Annotated in this window: 15 protein-coding genes and 1 pseudogene; 12 read left to right on the top strand and 4 right to left on the bottom strand. The window is 70.8% G+C overall.

Features of this window, described 5'->3' with window-relative positions; all coding sequences use genetic code 11:
• Positions 1-15: 15 nt before the first annotated feature.
• The 5 genes from AQI88_RS08205 (at position 16) to AQI88_RS08185 (ending at position 5,960) form a co-directional block, all read left to right on the top strand.
• Positions 16-1,020, top strand: coding sequence for a proline racemase family protein (locus AQI88_RS08205; RefSeq protein ID WP_066994267.1), 1,005 nt, complete (start codon positions 16-18; stop codon positions 1,018-1,020).
• Positions 1,017-2,399, top strand: coding sequence for an aldehyde dehydrogenase family protein (locus tag AQI88_RS08200; RefSeq protein WP_066994264.1), 1,383 nt, complete (start codon positions 1,017-1,019; stop codon positions 2,397-2,399). Before AQI88_RS08205 ends, AQI88_RS08200 begins: the two co-directional genes overlap by 4 nt.
• 129 nt (positions 2,400-2,528) lie before the next feature.
• Positions 2,529-3,254 (top strand): GntR family transcriptional regulator, encoded by a 726-nt coding sequence (locus AQI88_RS08195; RefSeq protein WP_066994261.1) that lies wholly within the window; start codon positions 2,529-2,531, stop codon positions 3,252-3,254.
• A 189-nt stretch (positions 3,255-3,443) separates the two neighbouring features.
• The gene (locus AQI88_RS08190) at positions 3,444-4,709 is read left to right on the top strand and encodes an alpha/beta fold hydrolase (protein WP_066994258.1); all 1,266 of its coding nucleotides are present in this window, start codon (positions 3,444-3,446) and stop codon (positions 4,707-4,709) included.
• A 51-nt stretch (positions 4,710-4,760) separates the two neighbouring features.
• Positions 4,761-5,960 (top strand): M6 family metalloprotease domain-containing protein, encoded by a 1,200-nt coding sequence (locus AQI88_RS08185; protein WP_066994255.1) that lies wholly within the window; start codon positions 4,761-4,763, stop codon positions 5,958-5,960.
• Between the two features lie 94 nt (positions 5,961-6,054).
• Here AQI88_RS08185 and AQI88_RS08180 read toward each other — a convergent pair whose 3' ends face one another.
• Together AQI88_RS08180 and AQI88_RS08175 are read right to left on the bottom strand one after the other, a co-directional pair.
• Positions 6,055-6,858 (bottom strand): alpha/beta fold hydrolase, encoded by an 804-nt coding sequence (locus tag AQI88_RS08180; RefSeq protein WP_066994252.1) that lies wholly within the window; start codon positions 6,856-6,858, stop codon positions 6,055-6,057.
• A 56-nt stretch (positions 6,859-6,914) separates the two neighbouring features.
• Positions 6,915-7,769 carry a LysR substrate-binding domain-containing protein gene (locus tag AQI88_RS08175; RefSeq protein ID WP_079057457.1) on the bottom strand — a complete coding sequence of 285 codons (855 nt, stop codon included), beginning with the start codon at positions 7,767-7,769 and terminating at the stop codon, positions 6,915-6,917.
• Positions 7,770-8,167: 398 nt separating this feature from the next.
• On the opposite strand from AQI88_RS08175, the gene AQI88_RS08170 reads away from it, so the two are divergent.
• Together AQI88_RS08170 and AQI88_RS08165 are read left to right on the top strand one after the other, a co-directional pair.
• Positions 8,168-8,980: a class I SAM-dependent methyltransferase gene (locus AQI88_RS08170; protein ID WP_167357451.1), complete on the top strand. Its 813-nt coding sequence runs from the start codon at positions 8,168-8,170 to the stop codon at positions 8,978-8,980.
• Between the two features lie 181 nt (positions 8,981-9,161).
• Positions 9,162-10,400, top strand: coding sequence for a carboxylate-amine ligase (locus tag AQI88_RS08165; RefSeq protein ID WP_066994249.1), 1,239 nt, complete (start codon positions 9,162-9,164; stop codon positions 10,398-10,400).
• Positions 10,401-10,427: 27 nt separating this feature from the next.
• Here the strand turns inward: AQI88_RS08165 and argF are convergent, their stop codons facing one another.
• Positions 10,428-11,420: an ornithine carbamoyltransferase gene (gene argF / locus AQI88_RS08160; protein WP_066994246.1), complete on the bottom strand. Its 993-nt coding sequence runs from the start codon at positions 11,418-11,420 to the stop codon at positions 10,428-10,430.
• A 677-nt stretch (positions 11,421-12,097) separates the two neighbouring features.
• Between argF and AQI88_RS08155 the strand changes: the two genes are divergently transcribed.
• From AQI88_RS08155 to AQI88_RS08140, 4 genes and pseudogenes are all read left to right on the top strand, one after another.
• Positions 12,098-13,507: a family 2B encapsulin nanocompartment shell protein gene (locus AQI88_RS08155; RefSeq protein WP_066994243.1), complete on the top strand. Its 1,410-nt coding sequence runs from the start codon at positions 12,098-12,100 to the stop codon at positions 13,505-13,507.
• Positions 13,508-13,517: 10 nt separating this feature from the next.
• Complete coding sequence (locus tag AQI88_RS08150) at positions 13,518-14,696, top strand: family 2 encapsulin nanocompartment cargo protein terpene cyclase (protein ID WP_066994240.1); 1,179 nt, start codon at positions 13,518-13,520, stop codon at positions 14,694-14,696.
• Between the two features lie 30 nt (positions 14,697-14,726).
• Positions 14,727-15,578: a geranyl diphosphate 2-C-methyltransferase gene (locus AQI88_RS08145; protein ID WP_066994237.1), complete on the top strand. Its 852-nt coding sequence runs from the start codon at positions 14,727-14,729 to the stop codon at positions 15,576-15,578.
• 15 nt (positions 15,579-15,593) lie between these two features.
• A pseudogene (locus AQI88_RS08140) lies at positions 15,594-16,019 on the top strand (RICIN domain-containing protein); the annotation flags it as partial.
• A gap of 143 nt (positions 16,020-16,162) precedes the next feature.
• On the opposite strand, the gene AQI88_RS08135 reads toward AQI88_RS08140, so the two are convergent.
• Positions 16,163-16,603 (bottom strand): nuclear transport factor 2 family protein, encoded by a 441-nt coding sequence (locus AQI88_RS08135; protein WP_066994231.1) that lies wholly within the window; start codon positions 16,601-16,603, stop codon positions 16,163-16,165.
• Between the two features lie 121 nt (positions 16,604-16,724).
• Between AQI88_RS08135 and AQI88_RS08130 the strand changes: the two genes are divergently transcribed.
• Positions 16,725-17,297 (top strand): TetR/AcrR family transcriptional regulator, encoded by a 573-nt coding sequence (locus AQI88_RS08130; RefSeq protein WP_066994228.1) that lies wholly within the window; start codon positions 16,725-16,727, stop codon positions 17,295-17,297.
• Positions 17,298-17,457 lie beyond the last annotated feature (160 nt).

Raw genomic sequence — 17,457 nt, 5'->3', positions numbered from 1 at the left:
CATGAAAGGACGTACATGCGTACCCGTCATGTCTTCCACGCTGTCGACTCGCACACCGAGGGCATGCCCACGCGTGTGATCACCGGCGGTGTCGGGGTGATCCCCGGCGCCACGATGGCCGAGCGCAGGCTCCACTTCATCGAGTACATGGACCATCTGCGCACGCTCCTGATGTACGAGCCGCGCGGCCACGCCTCCATGAGCGGCGCGATCCTCCAGCCGCCGACCCGCCCCGACGCCGATGTCGGAGTGCTGTACATCGAGGTGTCCGGCCTGCTGCCGATGTGCGGGCACGGCACCATCGGCGTGGCCACCGTGCTGGTCGAGACCGGCATGGTCCCGGTCACCGAACCGGTCACCACCATCCGCCTCGACACCCCCGCCGGGCTCGTCTCCGTCGACGTACACGTCGAGAACGGGGCGGCGAATGCGGTCACGCTCACCAACGTCCCCGCCTTCTGCGTCGGCCTCGACCGCAAGGTGGAGGTGCCCGGGTTCGGGACGGTGACGTACGACCTCGCCTTCGGCGGGAACTTCTACGCCTTCGTCGAACTCGACGCGCTGGGGCTGCCGTTCGACCGGTCCCGCAAGGGCGACCTGCTCGCGGCCGGGCTCGCCGTCATGGACGCGATCAACGCCTCCCCGGACCGCCCCGTCCATCCGCTTCAGTCCGAGATCGCCGGGGTCAAGCACGTCTACCTCGCCGCGCCCGGCTCCGACGCGCACCGCTCACGCCACGCCATGGCCATCCACCCGGGCTGGTTCGACCGTTCCCCGTGCGGTACCGGCACCTCTGCACGGATGGCGCAGCTGCACGCCCGCGGCGCGCTGCCGCTGCACCAGGACTTCGTCAACGAGTCCTTCATCGGCACCGAGTTCACCGGCCGTCTCGTGGCCGAGACCGAGGTCGGCGGGGTGCCCGCCGTCGTTCCCAGCATCACGGGACGTGCCTGGATCACCGGCACCGCCCAGTACTTCCTCGATCCGGACGACCCCTTCCCCGGAGGTTTCCTCCTGTGACCACCGCCCCTGCCCCGGTCGTCTCACGCAACCCGGCCGATCCCTCCGACGTCCTGGTGCGGATCCCCGCCCCGGGGGCCTTCGCCGCCGTCGACGCGGTGGAGCGGGCCCGTGCCGCCCAGCCCGGCTGGCTCCTGGGCGGCGCGGGCGCACGCTCGGCCGCGCTCGGCGCCGTCGCCGCCGCGATCGACTCCGCCGCGGACGAACTGGCGGCCCTCGCCGTGCGCGAGGTGGGCAAGCCGCTCACCGAAGCACGCGCCGAAGTGACCCGCACCGCCGCCATCTGGCGGTACTACGCCCAGGCCCCCTTCGAGTCCACCGGCGCCGTCCACGAGACGGCCGACGGCGCGGGGCTCCTGCTGAGCCGCCGCCGCCCGCACGGAGTCGCGGCCCTCATCACCCCGTGGAACTTCCCCTTCGCGATCCCCAGCTGGAAGGCGGCCCCGGCGCTCGCCACGGGCAACACCGTGGTCCTGAAGCCGGCACCGGAGGCGACCGCGTGCGCCCAGCGCCTGGCCGAGATCGTCCACCGGGCCGTGCCCGCCGGGGTCTTCACCGTTCTGCCCGGCGGCCCCACCGAGGGCAACGCCGTACTCTCCGCCGCCGACGTGGTCTCCTTCACCGGTTCCACAGCCGTGGGCCAGGCCGTCGTGCGCACCGCCACCACGCGGGGCGTCCCCGTCCAGGCCGAGATGGGCGGGCTGAACGCGGCGATCGTCCTGCCCGACGCGGACATCCCCCGGGCCGCCGCGCACATCGCCGCCGCGATCGCCGGATACGCCGGACAGAAGTGCACCGCCACCAGCCGCGTGATCGCGGTCGGTGCCGCCCTCGACCCGCTGCGCGAGGCCCTCGCCGAGGCGCTGCGCGCGCTCCCGGTGGGCGACCCCGCCGACCCTGCCACGGTGTGCGGACCGGTCATCGACGAGCGGGCGCGCGACCGCGTGATCCAGGCGCGGGAGGGCCTGCCGGCCATCGCGACCGCCGCCGTCCCCGAGGGGGCGGACGGCTGGTACGCGGCCCCGGCCCTGGTCGAGAAGGTGCCGACCGGCGACCGGCTGCTGCGCGAGGAGGTCTTCGGACCGCTGGCGGCGCTGCTCCCCGCCGACGACCTGGCTCACGCGGTCCGGATCACCAACTCCGTCCCGTACGGTCTGGTCACCTCGGTGCACACCGCCTCGCTCGACGCGGCACTGCACGGACTCGACCACCTGGACACCGGCATGATCCGCGTCAACGCCCCATCGACCGGGGTGGATTTCCACCTGCCCTTCGGCGGAGCCAAGGCCTCCAGCCACGGCCTGCGCGAACAGGGACGCGCCGCCCTGGAGTTCTACACCTCCGGCCGCACCTACACGCTGGCCCCCGCACACCCCTAGGCACCCATCGGCACCTGGGCACCCCCAGGCATCTGGACACCCCTGGGCACCTGCGAAAACAACGTGACATTGTACGCTGGTGATCCGCTCGGCCACGAGGGCACAGGGCACGAAGGGAACGCCACCACCATGGGCCACCTCAAGCAGCGCAACCTCATCACCACCAGGGAGCGGCTGCGCGACCAGGTCGCCCACGCCCTGCGCGCCGCGCTGATCTCCGGCGAACTGCGCCCCGGCGAGGTCTACTCGGCCCCCGGTCTCGCGGAGGACTTCGGCATCTCCGCGACACCGGTGCGCGAGGCGATGCTCGACCTGGCCCGCGAGGGCCTGGTCGAGCCCGTCCGCAACAAGGGCTTCCGCGTCACCGAGGTCAACGAACGCGACCTCGACCAGTACACCGAGATCCGCACCCTGATCGAGGTTCCCATGGTCGGCCGGATCACCCGCAGCGCCGCCCGCGAAGACCTGGAGGCGCTGCGCCCGGTCGCCGAGGAGATCGTGCGCGCCGCTCGCGAGCACGACCTCATCGGCTATCTGGAGGCCGACCGCCAGTTCCACCTCTCCCTGCTCGCGCTCGCAGGCAACGACCGCCTTGTCGAGACGGTCGGCGACCTGCGCAAGCGTTCGCGCCTGTACGGACTGACCGCGCTGGACGAGCGCGGCCAGCTGATCCCGTCGGCCGAGGAGCACGTCGAACTCCTCGACCTGATGGTGGCAGGCGATGCGAAGGGCGCCGAGAAGTGCATGACCCGCCACCTCGGACATGTGCGCTCGCTGTGGGCCGAGGGCGTCCAGGAACAGCGGGAGAAGTCCGCCGGGCGCGTGACCGGGCGAAAGCTGGGCGCGACCCGCTGAGCCCGCTCCGCGCGACAAGCGCGCGCCACCTCGCATAACGCGGGGTTATGGCCAAGCGGGAGCTGCCGGGGGCGGACCGGGCCGCCACACACTGGGCGTACACGTCACACGTGACATGTCATCCGGCACCCCGCCCCCCTCCACTCACCTGCCTGCCGATCCGGCCGCGCAGGTGCGGGAAAGCAGGCCATGAACCCCGCGTACGCGACCGTCGACCACTCCTTCACCGTCCCACTGGACCACGCGGACCCCGGCGGCCCCACCCTCCAGCTCTTCGCCCGAGAGGTCGCCGACCCCGCCCGAGCCGAGCACGACCTGCCCTGGCTGCTGTATCTGCAGGGCGGACCGGGCGGCAAGTCGCCCCGTCCGTCGGCCGGTTCGCCCGGCTGGCTGGACCGGGCACTGAAGACCCACCGCGTGCTGCTCCTCGACCAACGGGGCACCGGCCGCTCCACCCCCGTGACCGCCAAGGCCGCCGCCCGGTTCCCGGATCCGGACCGACTCGCCGCGTATCTCGCCCACTTCAGGGCCGACTCGATCGTCGCGGACGCGGAGCTGATACGCCGCGAACTGTGCGGCGAGCGCCCCTGGGAGACGCTCGGCCAGAGCTACGGCGGCTTCGTCACCCTCACCTACCTCTCCCAGGCCCCCGAGGGACTGGCGGCATGCCACGTGGCCGGGGGCCTGCCGGGGATCGCCGCCACCGCCGACGACGTATACGCCCGCACCTATCCACGCGTCCACCACCGCGTCCGGGAGTACTACGACCGCTACCCGGACGACGCCAAGCTCCTGCGCCGAATCGCCGGCCGTCTCGCCACGGACGAGGTACGCCTGCCCGACGGAGACCGCCTCACCGTCCGACGGCTGCGCACCCTCGGCCTCGCCCTCGGTATGGGAGACGCATTCGAGCGCGTGCACTGGCTGCTCGACGAAGCCCTGGACGAGCGCGGCGAGTTGACCGACACCTTCCTCCACCAGGTGATGGGCCTGACCGGGTTCACGGACAACCCGCTGTTCGCCGTGTTGCAGGAGACGCTGTACGGGCAGGGGGCCACACCCACGGGCTGGGCGGCCTCCCACGCGCTCGCCGCCTTCCCCGAGTTCGCCGAGGACGCGGAGACACTCCTGCTCACCGGCGAAATGATCTACCCCTGGATGTTCGAGGACATCCGGACCCTGCGCCCCTTCGCACAGGCCGCCGACCTCCTCGCGCGACGGACCGACTGGCCGCCGCTGTACGACGCCGGCCGTCTGGCCGCCAACGAGGTCCCGCTGGCCGCGGTCGTCTACCACGACGACATGTACGTGGACGCGGGCCTGTCCCTGCGCACCGCGCGCGAGGTCGGTGCCACCCGCGTCTGGGTCACCAACGAATGGGAGCACGACGGGCTCACCGCGTCCGGCGGCCGCGTCCTCTCCCGGCTCATGGACCTGGCCGCCGGCCGCGCCTGACCAGGCCCCGCACAGAACAGACGCACCGCACAGAACAGACAGAGGAGAGACATGCGTACCTCGCCACCCCGTACCCGCTCCCGTTCCCTCGCCGTGGCCGCCGCCCTCGCCGCCTGCCTGAGCACCGCCACCACAGCTACAGCGCAGGAACGGGAGCCCGGCTCACCGTCCACCGCGGCCGACTGTGCGCTGCCCGGCAGGACCGGCTGGACCGACGAGGGTCACGACACCGACCACGCCCAGTTCCAGCACGCCACCGGCACCCACCGTGTGCTGACCCTGTTCGTGGACTTTCCCGACGCTCCGGCCACCGACTCCACCGACGCCTACGCCGCCCAGCTGGCCCCCGCCGCCGACTGGATGCGCACAGCCTCCTACGGCCGTTCGCGGCTCGACATCGCCACGCCGTACCGACAGTGGATCCGTATGCCCTCGGACTCCACGTCCTACGGCTTCGACCGGGGCATCACCTTCGAGGCCCATGAGCGCTACGTGCGCGACGCGGTCACTGCGGCCGACCCCTTCGTGGACTTCTCCCGTTACGACATGGTCTACATCATCCCGCCCAAGGCGGCGCGCGCGATCTCCTTCTCCCCGACCTACCTCTACGATCCGGCCACCTCCGGCGTCACCGCCGACGGCACCCGCGTGAAGTGGGCCGTCACGTTCGGTCAGGACATGTGGCACTGGGGGTACAAGGTCGCCGACCACGAGACCGGCCACACCTTCGGCCTGCCCGACCTGTACGCCTTCACCGGCGAGACGCATCGGTACGTGAGCGGCTGGGACCTCATGGGCAACATCGCCGGTCCCGCCCCGCAGTACCTCGGCTGGCACTCCTGGAAACTCGGCTGGATCCGTGACAGCCAGGTCGCCTGCCTCCCCGCGAGCGGTGCGCGGACCGTGCGGCTCACACCGGTGGAGCGCCCCGGCGGCACAAAGATTGCCGTGATCCGCACCGGCGAGACGACGGCCTACGTGGCCGAGTCCCGCAGGGCCGAGCACAACGACCGCTCGGCCTGCTCCACCGGGGTACTGATCTACAAGGTCGACTCGGCGAACCAGACCGGCGACGGGCCCGTCCGCGTCATCAACGCCCACCCGGACACCACGCCGCCGAGCGGCTGCGCCCCCCTGGACCTGGCCGCGTTCACACCCGGCCAGTCCTTCACCGATCCGGCCACCGGCATCCACATCGACGTACTCGGTGGCCGCCTCTCCGGCGACACGGTGCGCATGGGCAAGCCGTGACGCGCAAGACTCCCAGACAACGTCTTGCGCCGGTGATGCATGTGTGCGTGGCTCGCACAGCGAGCGGCTGTGGCCCGGTTACTGCGCTGGTCCCTCACCTTTCGTCGAGAAATGCCGCGACGAGGGCACTGGCTTCGGTGCGGCACTCCTCGAAATAGGCGTGCCGCGCGCCTGGGAAGACATGTGTGGTGGTCCGGGGGATGCGGGCGGCGAGCAGTGGGAGGTTCTCCGGCGGGGTGAGCCGGTCCTCGTCGCCGTGCAGCAGCAGCGTCGGTGCCGTGATGTGAGGGAGCGCGTCCCAGGCGTCGTGTCCGTTGCTGGCCACCAGGTGGCCGTGGCGCGCGTGCGGGGGCATGTCCGGGTCGCCGAGGGTCGTGTACGGGCCGGGGTGGTCGGCGAGCCAGGCGGGGGAGTACATCAGGTCGATCAGTGCGCGGCGGGCGGCTTCCGGGTCGGCCTGGGCCAGGGCCCGTCGTACGGAGGCGTCGCGCTCGACGGCGTACGCACCGCCGGGGGAGGTGCAGCCCAGGACGAGGCGCCGTACCCGGTCGGGGTGGCGGGCGGCGACCCACTGGGCCACCCGCCCGCCCATGGAGGTCCCGTAGACATCGGCCCGCTCGATGCCCAGGTGATCGAGCACCGCGATCACGTCATCGGCGAACTGCCGTGTGGAGTACGGGCCTTGCGGCTTGTCGCTCTCGCCGGTGCCGCGCTGGTCGAGGGTGATGGTGGAGTGGGTGGCGTGGAAGTCCGCGCGGACGCCGTCCCACCAGTGGTGGTTGTTCGCCTGCCCGGCCAGGAGAATCAGCGGATGTCCGGCTCCCTGGCGCTGGCAGGCCAGTGCCGTGCCGTCCTGGGCACGGGCGATGGAGGCGGACGGGTGTCGGGTGTCGGTCATGCGATGTCCCGGGGTTCTTCGGTGGGTCTTCTCGAACGGCTGAGTCGGCGGGTGAGTCACGTGCCAGCGGTGGCGGTGTCGGTTCTCTGGATCTGGACGGAGGGCCATCTTCCTTTCCTCACGGCCGAGTTGATCTGGCGGACCAGCTCGCGCGCGACGACCTCCACGGCGGGCGGCGTGCGCCCGTACCTCGGCGTGCCGAGGACGATCGAGCGCCACACGTCGGGCACCCTGAGCGGCGCAACGCTCAGGGTGCCCCGCATGACGTCCTCGGCGATGCCCGCGCCGGGCAGGACGGTCCAGCCGTGCCCCGCCTGGACGAGCTGTTTCTGCACGCGCAGGGAGTCGGTCTGGACGACGACGTCCATGGCGACTCCGGCCCGCACCGCGGCCGCGTCGATCAGGCTGCGCAGCGCATGGCCCGAGGCGGGCATGACGAGCGGGTGCCCGGCCGCTTCCGTGAGCGGAACGGGACGGTCGGTGCGGAGGCCGGCGGATGCCGGAGCGACCGCCCACAGATGCTCCCGCACCAGCGGGCGGGCGTTGAGGGAGGGTGTGCTGTCGAGGTTGTAGAGCAGGGTCAGGTCGAGGTCGCCGTCGTCGAGCCACTGTTGCAGACGGCCGGAGCAGGCGAGCAGCAGGCGCAGCTCGACGCCGGGGTGGTCGCGGGCTACGGCTGTCACCAGCGGCTCGGCCAGCAGATCGCTCGTGCTCTCCAGCAGCCCGACCGTGACGATCCCGGTCACGGCCCCCGGGGTGGGCTGCACCTCGGCGCGGGCCCGCTCCAGCTCGTTCAGGGCGCGACGGGCGCGGTCGACCATGATCGCCCCGGCGTCGGTGGGCCGCATGCCCTGCCCGGTCCGCTCGAAGAGGTCGATGCCCAGCTCCTCCTCCAGGGTGCGGATCCGCATCACAGTTTGCTATTTCAGCTACGCGGCCATGAGCACCCGTGATGCTACTCCCGGTCGGGCCCACACCCTTCCTCGGAAAACCGGAGATCTCCGAACGCATCGTGCGGGACATCCCGGCCGGCCGGTGGGGCGAAGCCGACGAGGTCGTCGGCGCCGCCGTCTACCGGGCGAGCGACGCCTCCAAGAACGCCACCGGCAGCTGCTTGACGGTCGAGGCCGTAGGCCGTCCGCCGCTGGATGGAGCTTGCCTGGTCCAGGTATCGCCATCGGAGTTGCCATCCCGTCACATCGACGCCAGGTGCGTGCATCTGATCCCGGCCGCCGTTGATCAGGTATGCGTTAGCGTCAGGACCTGCCGTGTCGTTCTCGCGGTGGTGGTTGTGCTGGGGAGGGGACCGGTGGTGCAGACGGCGTTTGATGAGTCCGAGCGGCGGGCGTGGGCGGGCCAGGCCGATGCCTATGCTGCGAGCTTTGCCGAACTCTGCGCCTGTCCGGTGCCTGGGCTGCTCGATGCTGCCGAGGTACGGGAGGGCGCACGGGTCCTCGATGTGGGGACGGGCACGGGCAGTGCCGCCGCAGCTGCGTGTGAGCGGGGTGCGAAGGTGACGGCGGTGGATGCCGAACCGGGCATGGTCGCCCGGGCCGCGCGGGCGGCCCCGGGAGCTGACGTACGGCTTGCTGCTCTGCCCCGCCTGCCTTTCGCCGACGACGAGTTCGATGCCGTGGTCGGCAACTTCGTTCTCAACCATGTCGGACGGCCCCGGGAAGCCCTCAAAGAGCTGCGCCGGGTGACGCGTCCCGGCGGGCGGATGGCGTTCACCGTCTGGGCGGTCCCCGCGGCCGCCGGGCAGGCCCTGCTGGGCAGGGCTGTCCAGGCAGCCGGCGTCACTCGTCCCGCTCACCTGCCGGCTCTTGTTCCCGAAGAGGACTTCCCGCGCACTGAACAGGGCTTCGCCGCGTTGCTGGGCGACGCGGGCCTGAGGGATGTCGTCTGCGACACCTTGGTCTGGGACCATCGGACGACTCCGGAGGAGTGGTGGAGCGGACCGGCCGCCGGAGTGGCGACGATCGGGCAGATTGTGACGAGTCAGAATCCGGTGGTCATCGCGGAGATCAAGGACCACTTCGAGTCACTGTGCGCCGAGTTCGCCGGTCCGGGTGGCGTACTGGTGTTGCCGCACGCGGCCCTGACGGCGCACGGCCGGGCCTGACGTCGCCCTGCCCGGACAGGCGGAGCTTCGCAGGTCAGTGGGTGGGCTGGGGCTTCCTCGTCGACTGAGTGATGTCGGTGCGGTTCGGGGGTTCCTTCGCACCGCCGACGTCCCGCACGTGCGTCCCTTTGGCGCTGCGGCGTACTCCAGTGAGATGACTCTAAGTGACAGACTGATTGCCATGCAGAGTGAGAAGCGGACACCTGCCGACGCGCAGCCGTCGGTGGACAGCGCAGGTCGTCAGCGGCCTGCGGCCGGCTCGAGCGAGGTCACCGTGGGGGTGGAGGAGGAGTACCTGCTGGTGGACCCGGTATCGCGGCAGCTGAGCCCGCAAGCGGACAAGGTGGTGGCCCAGGCAGCCGGGGACCTCGGCGACCGGGTCACCACCGAGATCACCCGCTACCAGGTCGAGGTCCGCACCGATCCGCACACCAGCCTCACGGACCTGGGTGACCAACTGCGTGCGACCCGCAACGCCGTCGCACATGCCGCAGCCCGACTGGGGCTGCGCGTCATCTCCAGCGGCACGCCCATCCTGGGGCAGCTCAATCCACCGCCGTTGTCCCCCGGGGTCCGCTACGCCCAGAGCCTGGCCAAGTTCGGCGCCCTGGACCACGAGCAGAGTGTGTGCGCCTGCCACATCCACGTCGGCGTCCCCGACGTGGCCACGGCGCTGCAGTTGAGCAACCACCTGCGTCCTTGGCTCCCCGCTCTCCTGGCCATGACCGCCAACTCGCCCTACTGGGACGGCAAGGACACCGGCTACGCCAGCTGGCGCACCATGACGTGGGGTCGGTGGCCGGTAGCGGGGCCACCTCCCTACTTCGAGTCCCGCACCCACTTCGAAGATCTCCTCGATCGCCTCGTCGCGAGCGAAACCCTCCTGGACCGCGGTGGCCTCTACTGGGACATCCGCCCCTCCCACCACGTGCCCACCCTCGAGATCCGTATCGCTGACGCCGCCCCCACCGTGGACGACACCCTGCTGCTCGCCGGGACGGTCAAAGGCCTCGCCGTCACCGCCATGGCAGCCATCCACAACTCCCAGGCCGCCCCGTGCCCGCAGCCGGAGATGCTGCGCGCCGCATGCTGGCGCGCCGCCCGAGACGGGCTGAGCGGCAGGAGCATCAATCTGGACACCGGCTGGCTCGAACCCACTGCCGTACACCTCGGCCGTCTGTGGAACACCGCTCTGCCGGCCGTGGCAACCTCGGACGACCGCACGCTCTTGCAGGCCGCACAGCTGCGCCTCCGCAGCGAAGGAAACGGCGCCGACCGCCAACGAGCGGCCTACCGTCGGCGGGACAGCCACACCGACGTCGTCGACTACCTGATCGAGACGGCCGCCGCGGCTCCTGGCTGCCCCGCCGACTCCGTTACCGACGAATCAGGAAGACGTGGACGCTCATGCTCTGCGTGAGTGCGGCGGCTGCGGTCGCCTCGGCGGTCAGGTGGTGCGCCTGCGGGCGGTGGTGATGAGGGTGTGAAGGACCGCCTGGGCCGTGGGCAGCCGGTTCGCCGCCTGGCGCCACACCAGGGATCGGGGGCCGTCCAGCACCTCCGAGGTGATCTCCTGCCCGCGGACGGCGGGCAGGCAGTGCATGGCCACCGCCTCGCCGGGAGCATGGGCGAGCAGGGCATCGTCGACCCGGTAGGCGGCCAGGCGTTCGGTCCGTTCGGCGCGTTCGTGATGCCTGTCCATGGGCACCCACACCTCGGCGTAGACGGCCTGCGCGGCGCCTACGGCCTCGATCGGCTCGGTGGTGAGCGAAACGGAACCGCCCGTCTGCGCCATCAGTTCACGGGCCTCGCCGAGGAGGTCCTTGTCCGTCTCGTAGCCGGGCGGGGTGGCGACGATGAGGTGCATGCCGGACGCCGCACACGCCGCGAGGAACGAATTGCACGTGTTGCTGGTGCCGTCCCCGATGAAGGCCGCGGTCATGCCGGCCAGGGTGCCGAAGTGCTCGCGCAGCGCGAGGAGGTCGGCCAGGGACTGACAGGGGTGGTGGGTGTTGGACAGGGCGTTGACGACCGGCACCGTCGCGGCGTCGGCCATCTGCTCCACCGTGGTGTGGTCGAAGGTGCGCACCGTGATCGCGTCGAGATAGGACGACAGGACGCGGGCGGTGTCGGTAGCGGTCTCGCCGTGGCCGAGCTGCAGTTCCTCGCGGTTCAGCACGATGGCCGCCAAGCCGAGGCGGTGGGCGGCCGTGGCCAGGGACACGCGGGTCCGTGTGGACGGCTTCTCGAAGACGCATCCGATGGCGCCCCCTCGCAGATCGCGCTCCCACCCCATCGGCTCCTGCTTCATGCGCTCCGCCAGATCCAGCAGCTCCGCCAGGGTCTGTGGGTCCAGGTCGCTCACCCGCAGCAGATCATCGGGGACCTTTCCCGTCACAGCCGGACGGTCGGCCTCGGACGCGGGGATCAGCTGGGTCATCGCGGTTCTCCGGCTCCGTTCACACGGTCGGGACTCCTTGCCGCCAGTGTGATCGGCGGCTGCAGGCGGGGCACGCCGGCACGTTCCGGCGGGTGAACCGCTGGGGCGCGGCTCCACCGCCACCGGCACTCGTACCTACCCACCGTGGAGGCGGCCACGCACACCGTGCGTGCAGACCGCGACGGGAACGCGCCTGCGTACGGCCGTACAGGGTCACCGGTCAGGCCGAATCGATGAAGCCTGCATTCGGGCACGGCGGTCGGCTGGACAGGGCAGTGCGGAGGACGACCTGACAGAAAGGTCGAGGTGGTGACGTGCGGGTTGAAGGTGTCCTCATCGACAAGTGCTGGGGCTCAGCGCTCGTCTGCGGAGGTTATCGGCCACCTCGCTCGCAGGGTGCCCGGGTATCAGCACTCGTGCACCACACCGGATCCGCCTGCTGGGAATGCGGCTCATCATGACACGACGGGCATAACAACCGGCTCCGGCCGGTCACAGAAGTCGGGTGGGCCGGGCGCGCCCCCTGTCCGTCCGGTGGCGCAAATACGTCGGCTTTCTTCCGGCCGTCTCGACCAACATCATCTGGCGTTGATTCACTTGCGCCACAGGAGCCTCATGGGCCGACCGGCCCGTCCGGGGCTCCTTCTTGATGCAGTCGCCCTACGGAAGGGACCAGGATGTCGCAGCCGGAGCAGCCCGACCACTCAGCAGGCAGGGCACAGCTCAGTCTCGGGATCGCCGCCGCGCGGAACCTGGCGACCACCACCAAGACCGTGCCGCAGATGCAGGGCCTCAGCTCACGGTGGCTGCTGCGGATGCTGCCCTGGGTGGAGGTGAAGGGCGGCACGTACCGGGTCAACCGGCGGCTGGTGTACGAGTTCGGGGACGGCCGGGTGACGTTCGTCCAGGAGGGGGTCGCGGTCAAGGTCGTCCCCGCCGAGCTGGGCGAACTGCCGCTGCTGAGCGGCTTCGACGACCAGGCGGTGCTGCGGGCCCTGGCCGAGCGGTGCGAGCAGCGGGAGTATGAACCCGGCCAGGTGATAGCCGGGCAGGGCCGGGCCGTCGACCACGTCTACCTGATCGCTCACGGCAAGGTCGAGAAGCTCGCGCCCGGCCAGTACGGCGAGGAGACCCGGCGTGGCGTGCTGTCCGACGGAGGGTTCCTCGGCGGGCAGATGGTCGCCGAGGAGCCGGGCACGTGGGAGTTCACCGCGCGCGCGATGACGGCATGCACGGTTCTGGCGCTTCCCCGGGCCGCGTACGAGGAGGTCGCGGGCCGGAACGAGGGGCTGCGGGCCCACGTCCGGCGGCGCCAGGCCGAAAAGGCACGGCCGCAGAACAAGAAGGGCGAGGCGGCCATCGCCCTCGCCTCCGGTCACATCGGCGAGCCAGTGCTGCCGGGCACGTTCGTCGACTACGAACTCCGGCCCCGCGAGTACGAGTTGAGCGTCGCACAGACGGTCCTGCGGGTGCACAGCCGGGTCGCGGACCTCTACAACGACCCGATGGACCAGCTCGAGCAGCAGCTGCGGCTGACCATCGAGGCCCTGCGCGAGCGCCAGGAGTCCGAGCTGGTCAACAACCCCGAGTTCGGGCTGCTGCACAACGCCGACTACAGCCAGCGCATCTCCACCCACTCCGGCCCGCCCACGCCGGACGACCTGGACGAGCTGCTCAGCATGCGGCGCGGGACGAAGGTGTTCTTCGCCCACCCGCGGGCGATCTCCGCCTTCGGCCGCGAGTGCAACAAGCGGGGGCTCGCGTTCGACACCGCCGAGGTCGGCGGACACCCGGTGCCGGCCTGGCGCGGCGTGCCCATCCTTCCCTGCGGCAAGATCCCGGTCTCCGAGCAGGGCACCTCCGCGATCCTCGCGATGCGGCTGGGCGAGGGCGAGCAGGGCGTCGTCGGCCTGCGGCAGACCGGGATCCCGGACGAGTACGAGCCGGGCCTGAACGTCCGGTTCATGGGCATCAACGACCAGGCGATCATCTCCTACCTGGTCAGCACCTACTACTCGGCGGCCGTTCTCGTGCCCGACGCGCTCGGCGTTCTGGAGAACGTCGAGGTCTTCGGCACCCCGTCGTAAGGAGGAGTCCGTGTCACTGCTGTCCAGGATCGCCGCGCCCACGGCCCGCCACGACGTGGCGCGGCTCGTGACCGCGCTGCTCGCCGAGCACCCGGATGTCCGCCCGGAGGGACCGGCGAAGGGGCCGTCGAAAGGGTCCGTCCTGCCGACCGGGCCGACGGGGCTCGGCACGTCCGCCGCCCGGATCACCGCCAGGCGCAAGGACGCCGAGGGCACCGGGGTCCCCGAGCTGTACTGCCCGCCCCCGCTCCGCGACGACCCGGTGCTCGCCGAGGAGGTCAACGCCCGCCTGCTGGCGTGGGCCGAGGAGATCGGTCTCTACGCCGGCCGCCTCGACCGCGTCCGCGCGGCGGACTTCGGACGCCTGACGATGCTGGCGCACCCCGACACCGACGACCCGGACCGGCTGCTGGCCGCCGGCAAGTGCGCCCTGGCGGAGTGGGCCACGGACGACTACTACTGCGACGACGAGACGATGGGATCCGCACCGGCGCTGCTCGGCGCGCACCTCGGCATCGCCTACGCGGCCATCGACCCCGCCCACCCTCCGCTCCGCTACGTTCCCGCCGTCGAGCAGGCCATGCAGGACGACCCGGTGCGGACCGCCCTGCGCTCCGGTTTCGCGCACATGGCCCGGTACGCGGACTGGTCCCAACTGGCCCGGCTGCGCCACGAGGTCGCGGTGCTGTTCGTGGGCTACGGACAGGAGGGGTCCTGGCGCTCCCAGGGCCGCATGCCCGCCGTCTGGGAGTATCTGGCGCACCGTCAGATCAACAGCTTCGTCCCGTGCGTCGCGATGACCGACATGGTGGGCGGCTACGTCCTGCCCGCCGCCGAGTACGCCGATCCGCGCGTCCGCCGCGCCGTGACCATGGCATCCACGGCCGCAACGCTCGTCAACGACCTGTACTCGATGGCGAAGGAACACCACTCGGACAGCGTGGAGTTCAACCTGCCGACCGTGATCGCCGCCGAGGAGCGCTGCACTCCGCGCGAGGCGGTCGAGCGGAGTGCGGCGATCCACGACGAGCTGGTCCGCACCTTCGAGGCGGAGGCGGCGGCCCTGGCCCTGACCGGCTCACCTCAGCTGCGCCGCTTCCTCGCGGGGGTGTGGGCCTGGCTGGGCGGCAACCGGGCGTGGCACAGCGGCAGCCGGCGTTACACCTCGTCCACCTCCACCACTTCCTGACTTCCGCACACTGCAAGGAGCACCACAGTCATGACCACCACCCCTGCCCCCGTCCTGCGCACCGCGTACCAGAAGTCCGTGGCGGACTACTGGAACGCCGAGAAGGACCCGGTCAACCTGCGCCTGGGCGACGTCGACGGCCTCTACCACCACCACTACGGGATCGGCGACTACGACCCCTCCGTCCTGGACGGCCCCGAGGACACCCGTGACGAGCGCATCATCGCCGAACTCCACCGCCTGGAGTCGGCCCAGGCCGACGTCCTGCTCGACCACCTCGGCCCCATAGCCCCCGGCCACCGCCTGCTGGACGCCGGCTGCGGCCGCGGCGGCACCAGCATCATGGCCAACGCCCGCTTCGGCTGCCAGGTCGACGGTGTCTCCATTTCCGAGGCCCAGGTCGAGTTCGCCAACGGCCAGGCTCGCAAGCGGAGCGTGGACGACAAGGTGCGCTACCACTTCCGCAACATGCTGGACACCGGCCTGCCGACCGGTGCGTTCCAGGGCATCTGGAACAACGAGTCCACCATGTACGTGGACCTGTTCGACCTCTTCGCCGAGCACGCCCGCCAGCTGGCCTTCGGCGGCCGCTACGTCGTCATCACGGGCTGCTACAACGACGTGACGGGCGGCCGCTCCAAGGCCGTCAGCCGCATCGACGAGCACTACACCTGCAACATTCACCCGCGCAGCGCCTACTTCAAGGCCATGGCAGCCAACGGCCTGGTCCCGATGAACGTCGTCGACCTCACGGACGCGACCATCCCCTACTGGGAGCTGCGCGCCAAGTCCTCGCTGGCCACGGGCGTCGAGGACCCGTTCCTCACGGCGTACAAGGAAGGCAGCTTCCACTACCTGCTGATCGCAGCGGACCGAGTCTGAGAGGGCGCCTACTAGCAGTTGGTGAACCGCAGGACCGGTCAGGTGATCGGCACCGGCGGCAAGACCGACGACGCGAACATCGGTAACCGCGACGTCCCGGACGTCGTCCTGGAGGACTCCGGCTCTGCGGCGAACAAGGACACCCAGTACTGGCACCTGGTGACGGAGCCGAAGGGCGGTGTGTCGCTGCTCAACATGTCGGGCGGCCGCGCGGCAGCGATCCGGACCGGGAACGCGACCGTCGGGCAGAAGATCGGCCGGCGGGTCGACAACAGCCCCGCGGGCAGTTGGAACGTCGTCAAGACCGCCGACGGCTACTACAAGTTCCAGGCTGTCAAGAACACGACCGTGTACCTGACCGGCGCGTCCCGTGGAGCGGCGCTGACCCTGCAGAACCCCGTTGCGGACGGCTCGCAGGAGTGGCGGCTGGTCCAACGCTGACCGGAGCGTCGGGGCGGGCTTCCTCCTCGGCCCGCCCCGACCTCCCTCCTGGCCGATCACCCGTTCCCGGTCTGCGTGGCGGACTCGGCGGTCACCTTGCGCAGCAGCGGCCGTCCGGCCGGGCCCGGTGCACCGCACGGGGGCTATGTGCCGTCCAGCGCCGCCACCAGTTCGGGCAGGCTGCCGCCGGCCACGACGAGGGCCAGGTGGTCGTGGAAGTCCCGGCTGCTGACGATCAGACCGTCGCGGACCCGCAGCACCTGGATGTTGGCGGCCTCGAAGGTCCGACCGGTCACTCGGTGGCGCACGCGGTAGTCGAACTCGGCGACGACCACCTCCGCGTCGTCGGTTTCCCGGACGGTCACGTTCACCGGGGTCAGCTCCACGGGCGAACGTGCGGAGACGAGGGCGAACCGCTCCTTGAGCGCGGCTCGCCCCTCGATGCGACGGGGACCGACCGGCTCGAAGACGGTCTCCACCACAGCGTCCTCGGCATAGAGCTCGGCCAGCTCCGTGAACCGCCCCGCGGCGATGCCCTCGATCAGCTTCTGGAAGACCTCGCGTGGTGACAGAGTTCCGGACATGAACAACCTCCAGTGAGGTCCGCGGCTAGAATCGGACTGGTGACTCCGTTTTCACGATACGGACTGGAGACTCCGGTTGTCCAGGGTGGTTGTTCCATCGACGGGAAAGGGCGGTAGAGGGATGGGTGGCGCTCAGGAGCGCACGCTGCGGGCGGACGCGGCCCGCAACCGGGCCAGGCTGCTGGACGTCGCCACGGAGGTGTTCACCACCCGCGGTGTCGGCGTGCCGACGGAACAGATCGCCCGGGCTGCCGGGGTCGGGGTCGGCACGCTCTTCCGGCACTTCCCGACCAAGGAGGCACTGCTGGAAGCCGTGATGGTGCGCAGGCTGGAGACGATGGCGGCCCAGACCGCGCAGCTGGCCGCCGAGGCCGGGCCCACCGAGGCCTTCTTCGCCTGCTTCCGCCTGGTGGTGCAGCAGTCCTCGGGCAAGGACGAGTTCACCCGGGCTCTCGCCGCGGCCGGGGTGGACGCACATGCGTCCCTGCAGGAGCCGACCATGGAGATCCAGACCCGGCTCACCGAGCTGCTGGCCGGCGCGCAACGGGCTGGGGCGGTCCGCCCGGATCTGGGCCTGCCGGAGCTCATCGCCCTCCTGGCCGGCACCGGCAAGGCGCTGGAACAACTCGGATCAGATCCGGCGCCCCGGGAGCGGATCTTCAAGGTGGTCTTCGACGGGCTGCGGCCACGCTGAACCGAAGTGCCTGCGCGTCGCATTCGGGACCTTCGCGCCACCCGTATCCGGCGAAACCCACCCCGGCCGCTCCGATAGCATGATCGAACCCATGACGATGAGCAACCTATTTAACCAAAACCTAGCAAATCGGCTAAACAATTGAAATCTATGGCATCGC

Origin of the sequence: Streptomyces cellostaticus, assembly GCF_001513965.1 — a bacterium.
Classification (GTDB): Bacteria; Actinomycetota; Actinomycetes; order Streptomycetales; family Streptomycetaceae; genus Streptomyces; species Streptomyces cellostaticus.
The sequence above is the reverse complement of the archived record's forward strand: the minus strand, read 5'-3'. Positions and strand labels throughout refer to the sequence as shown.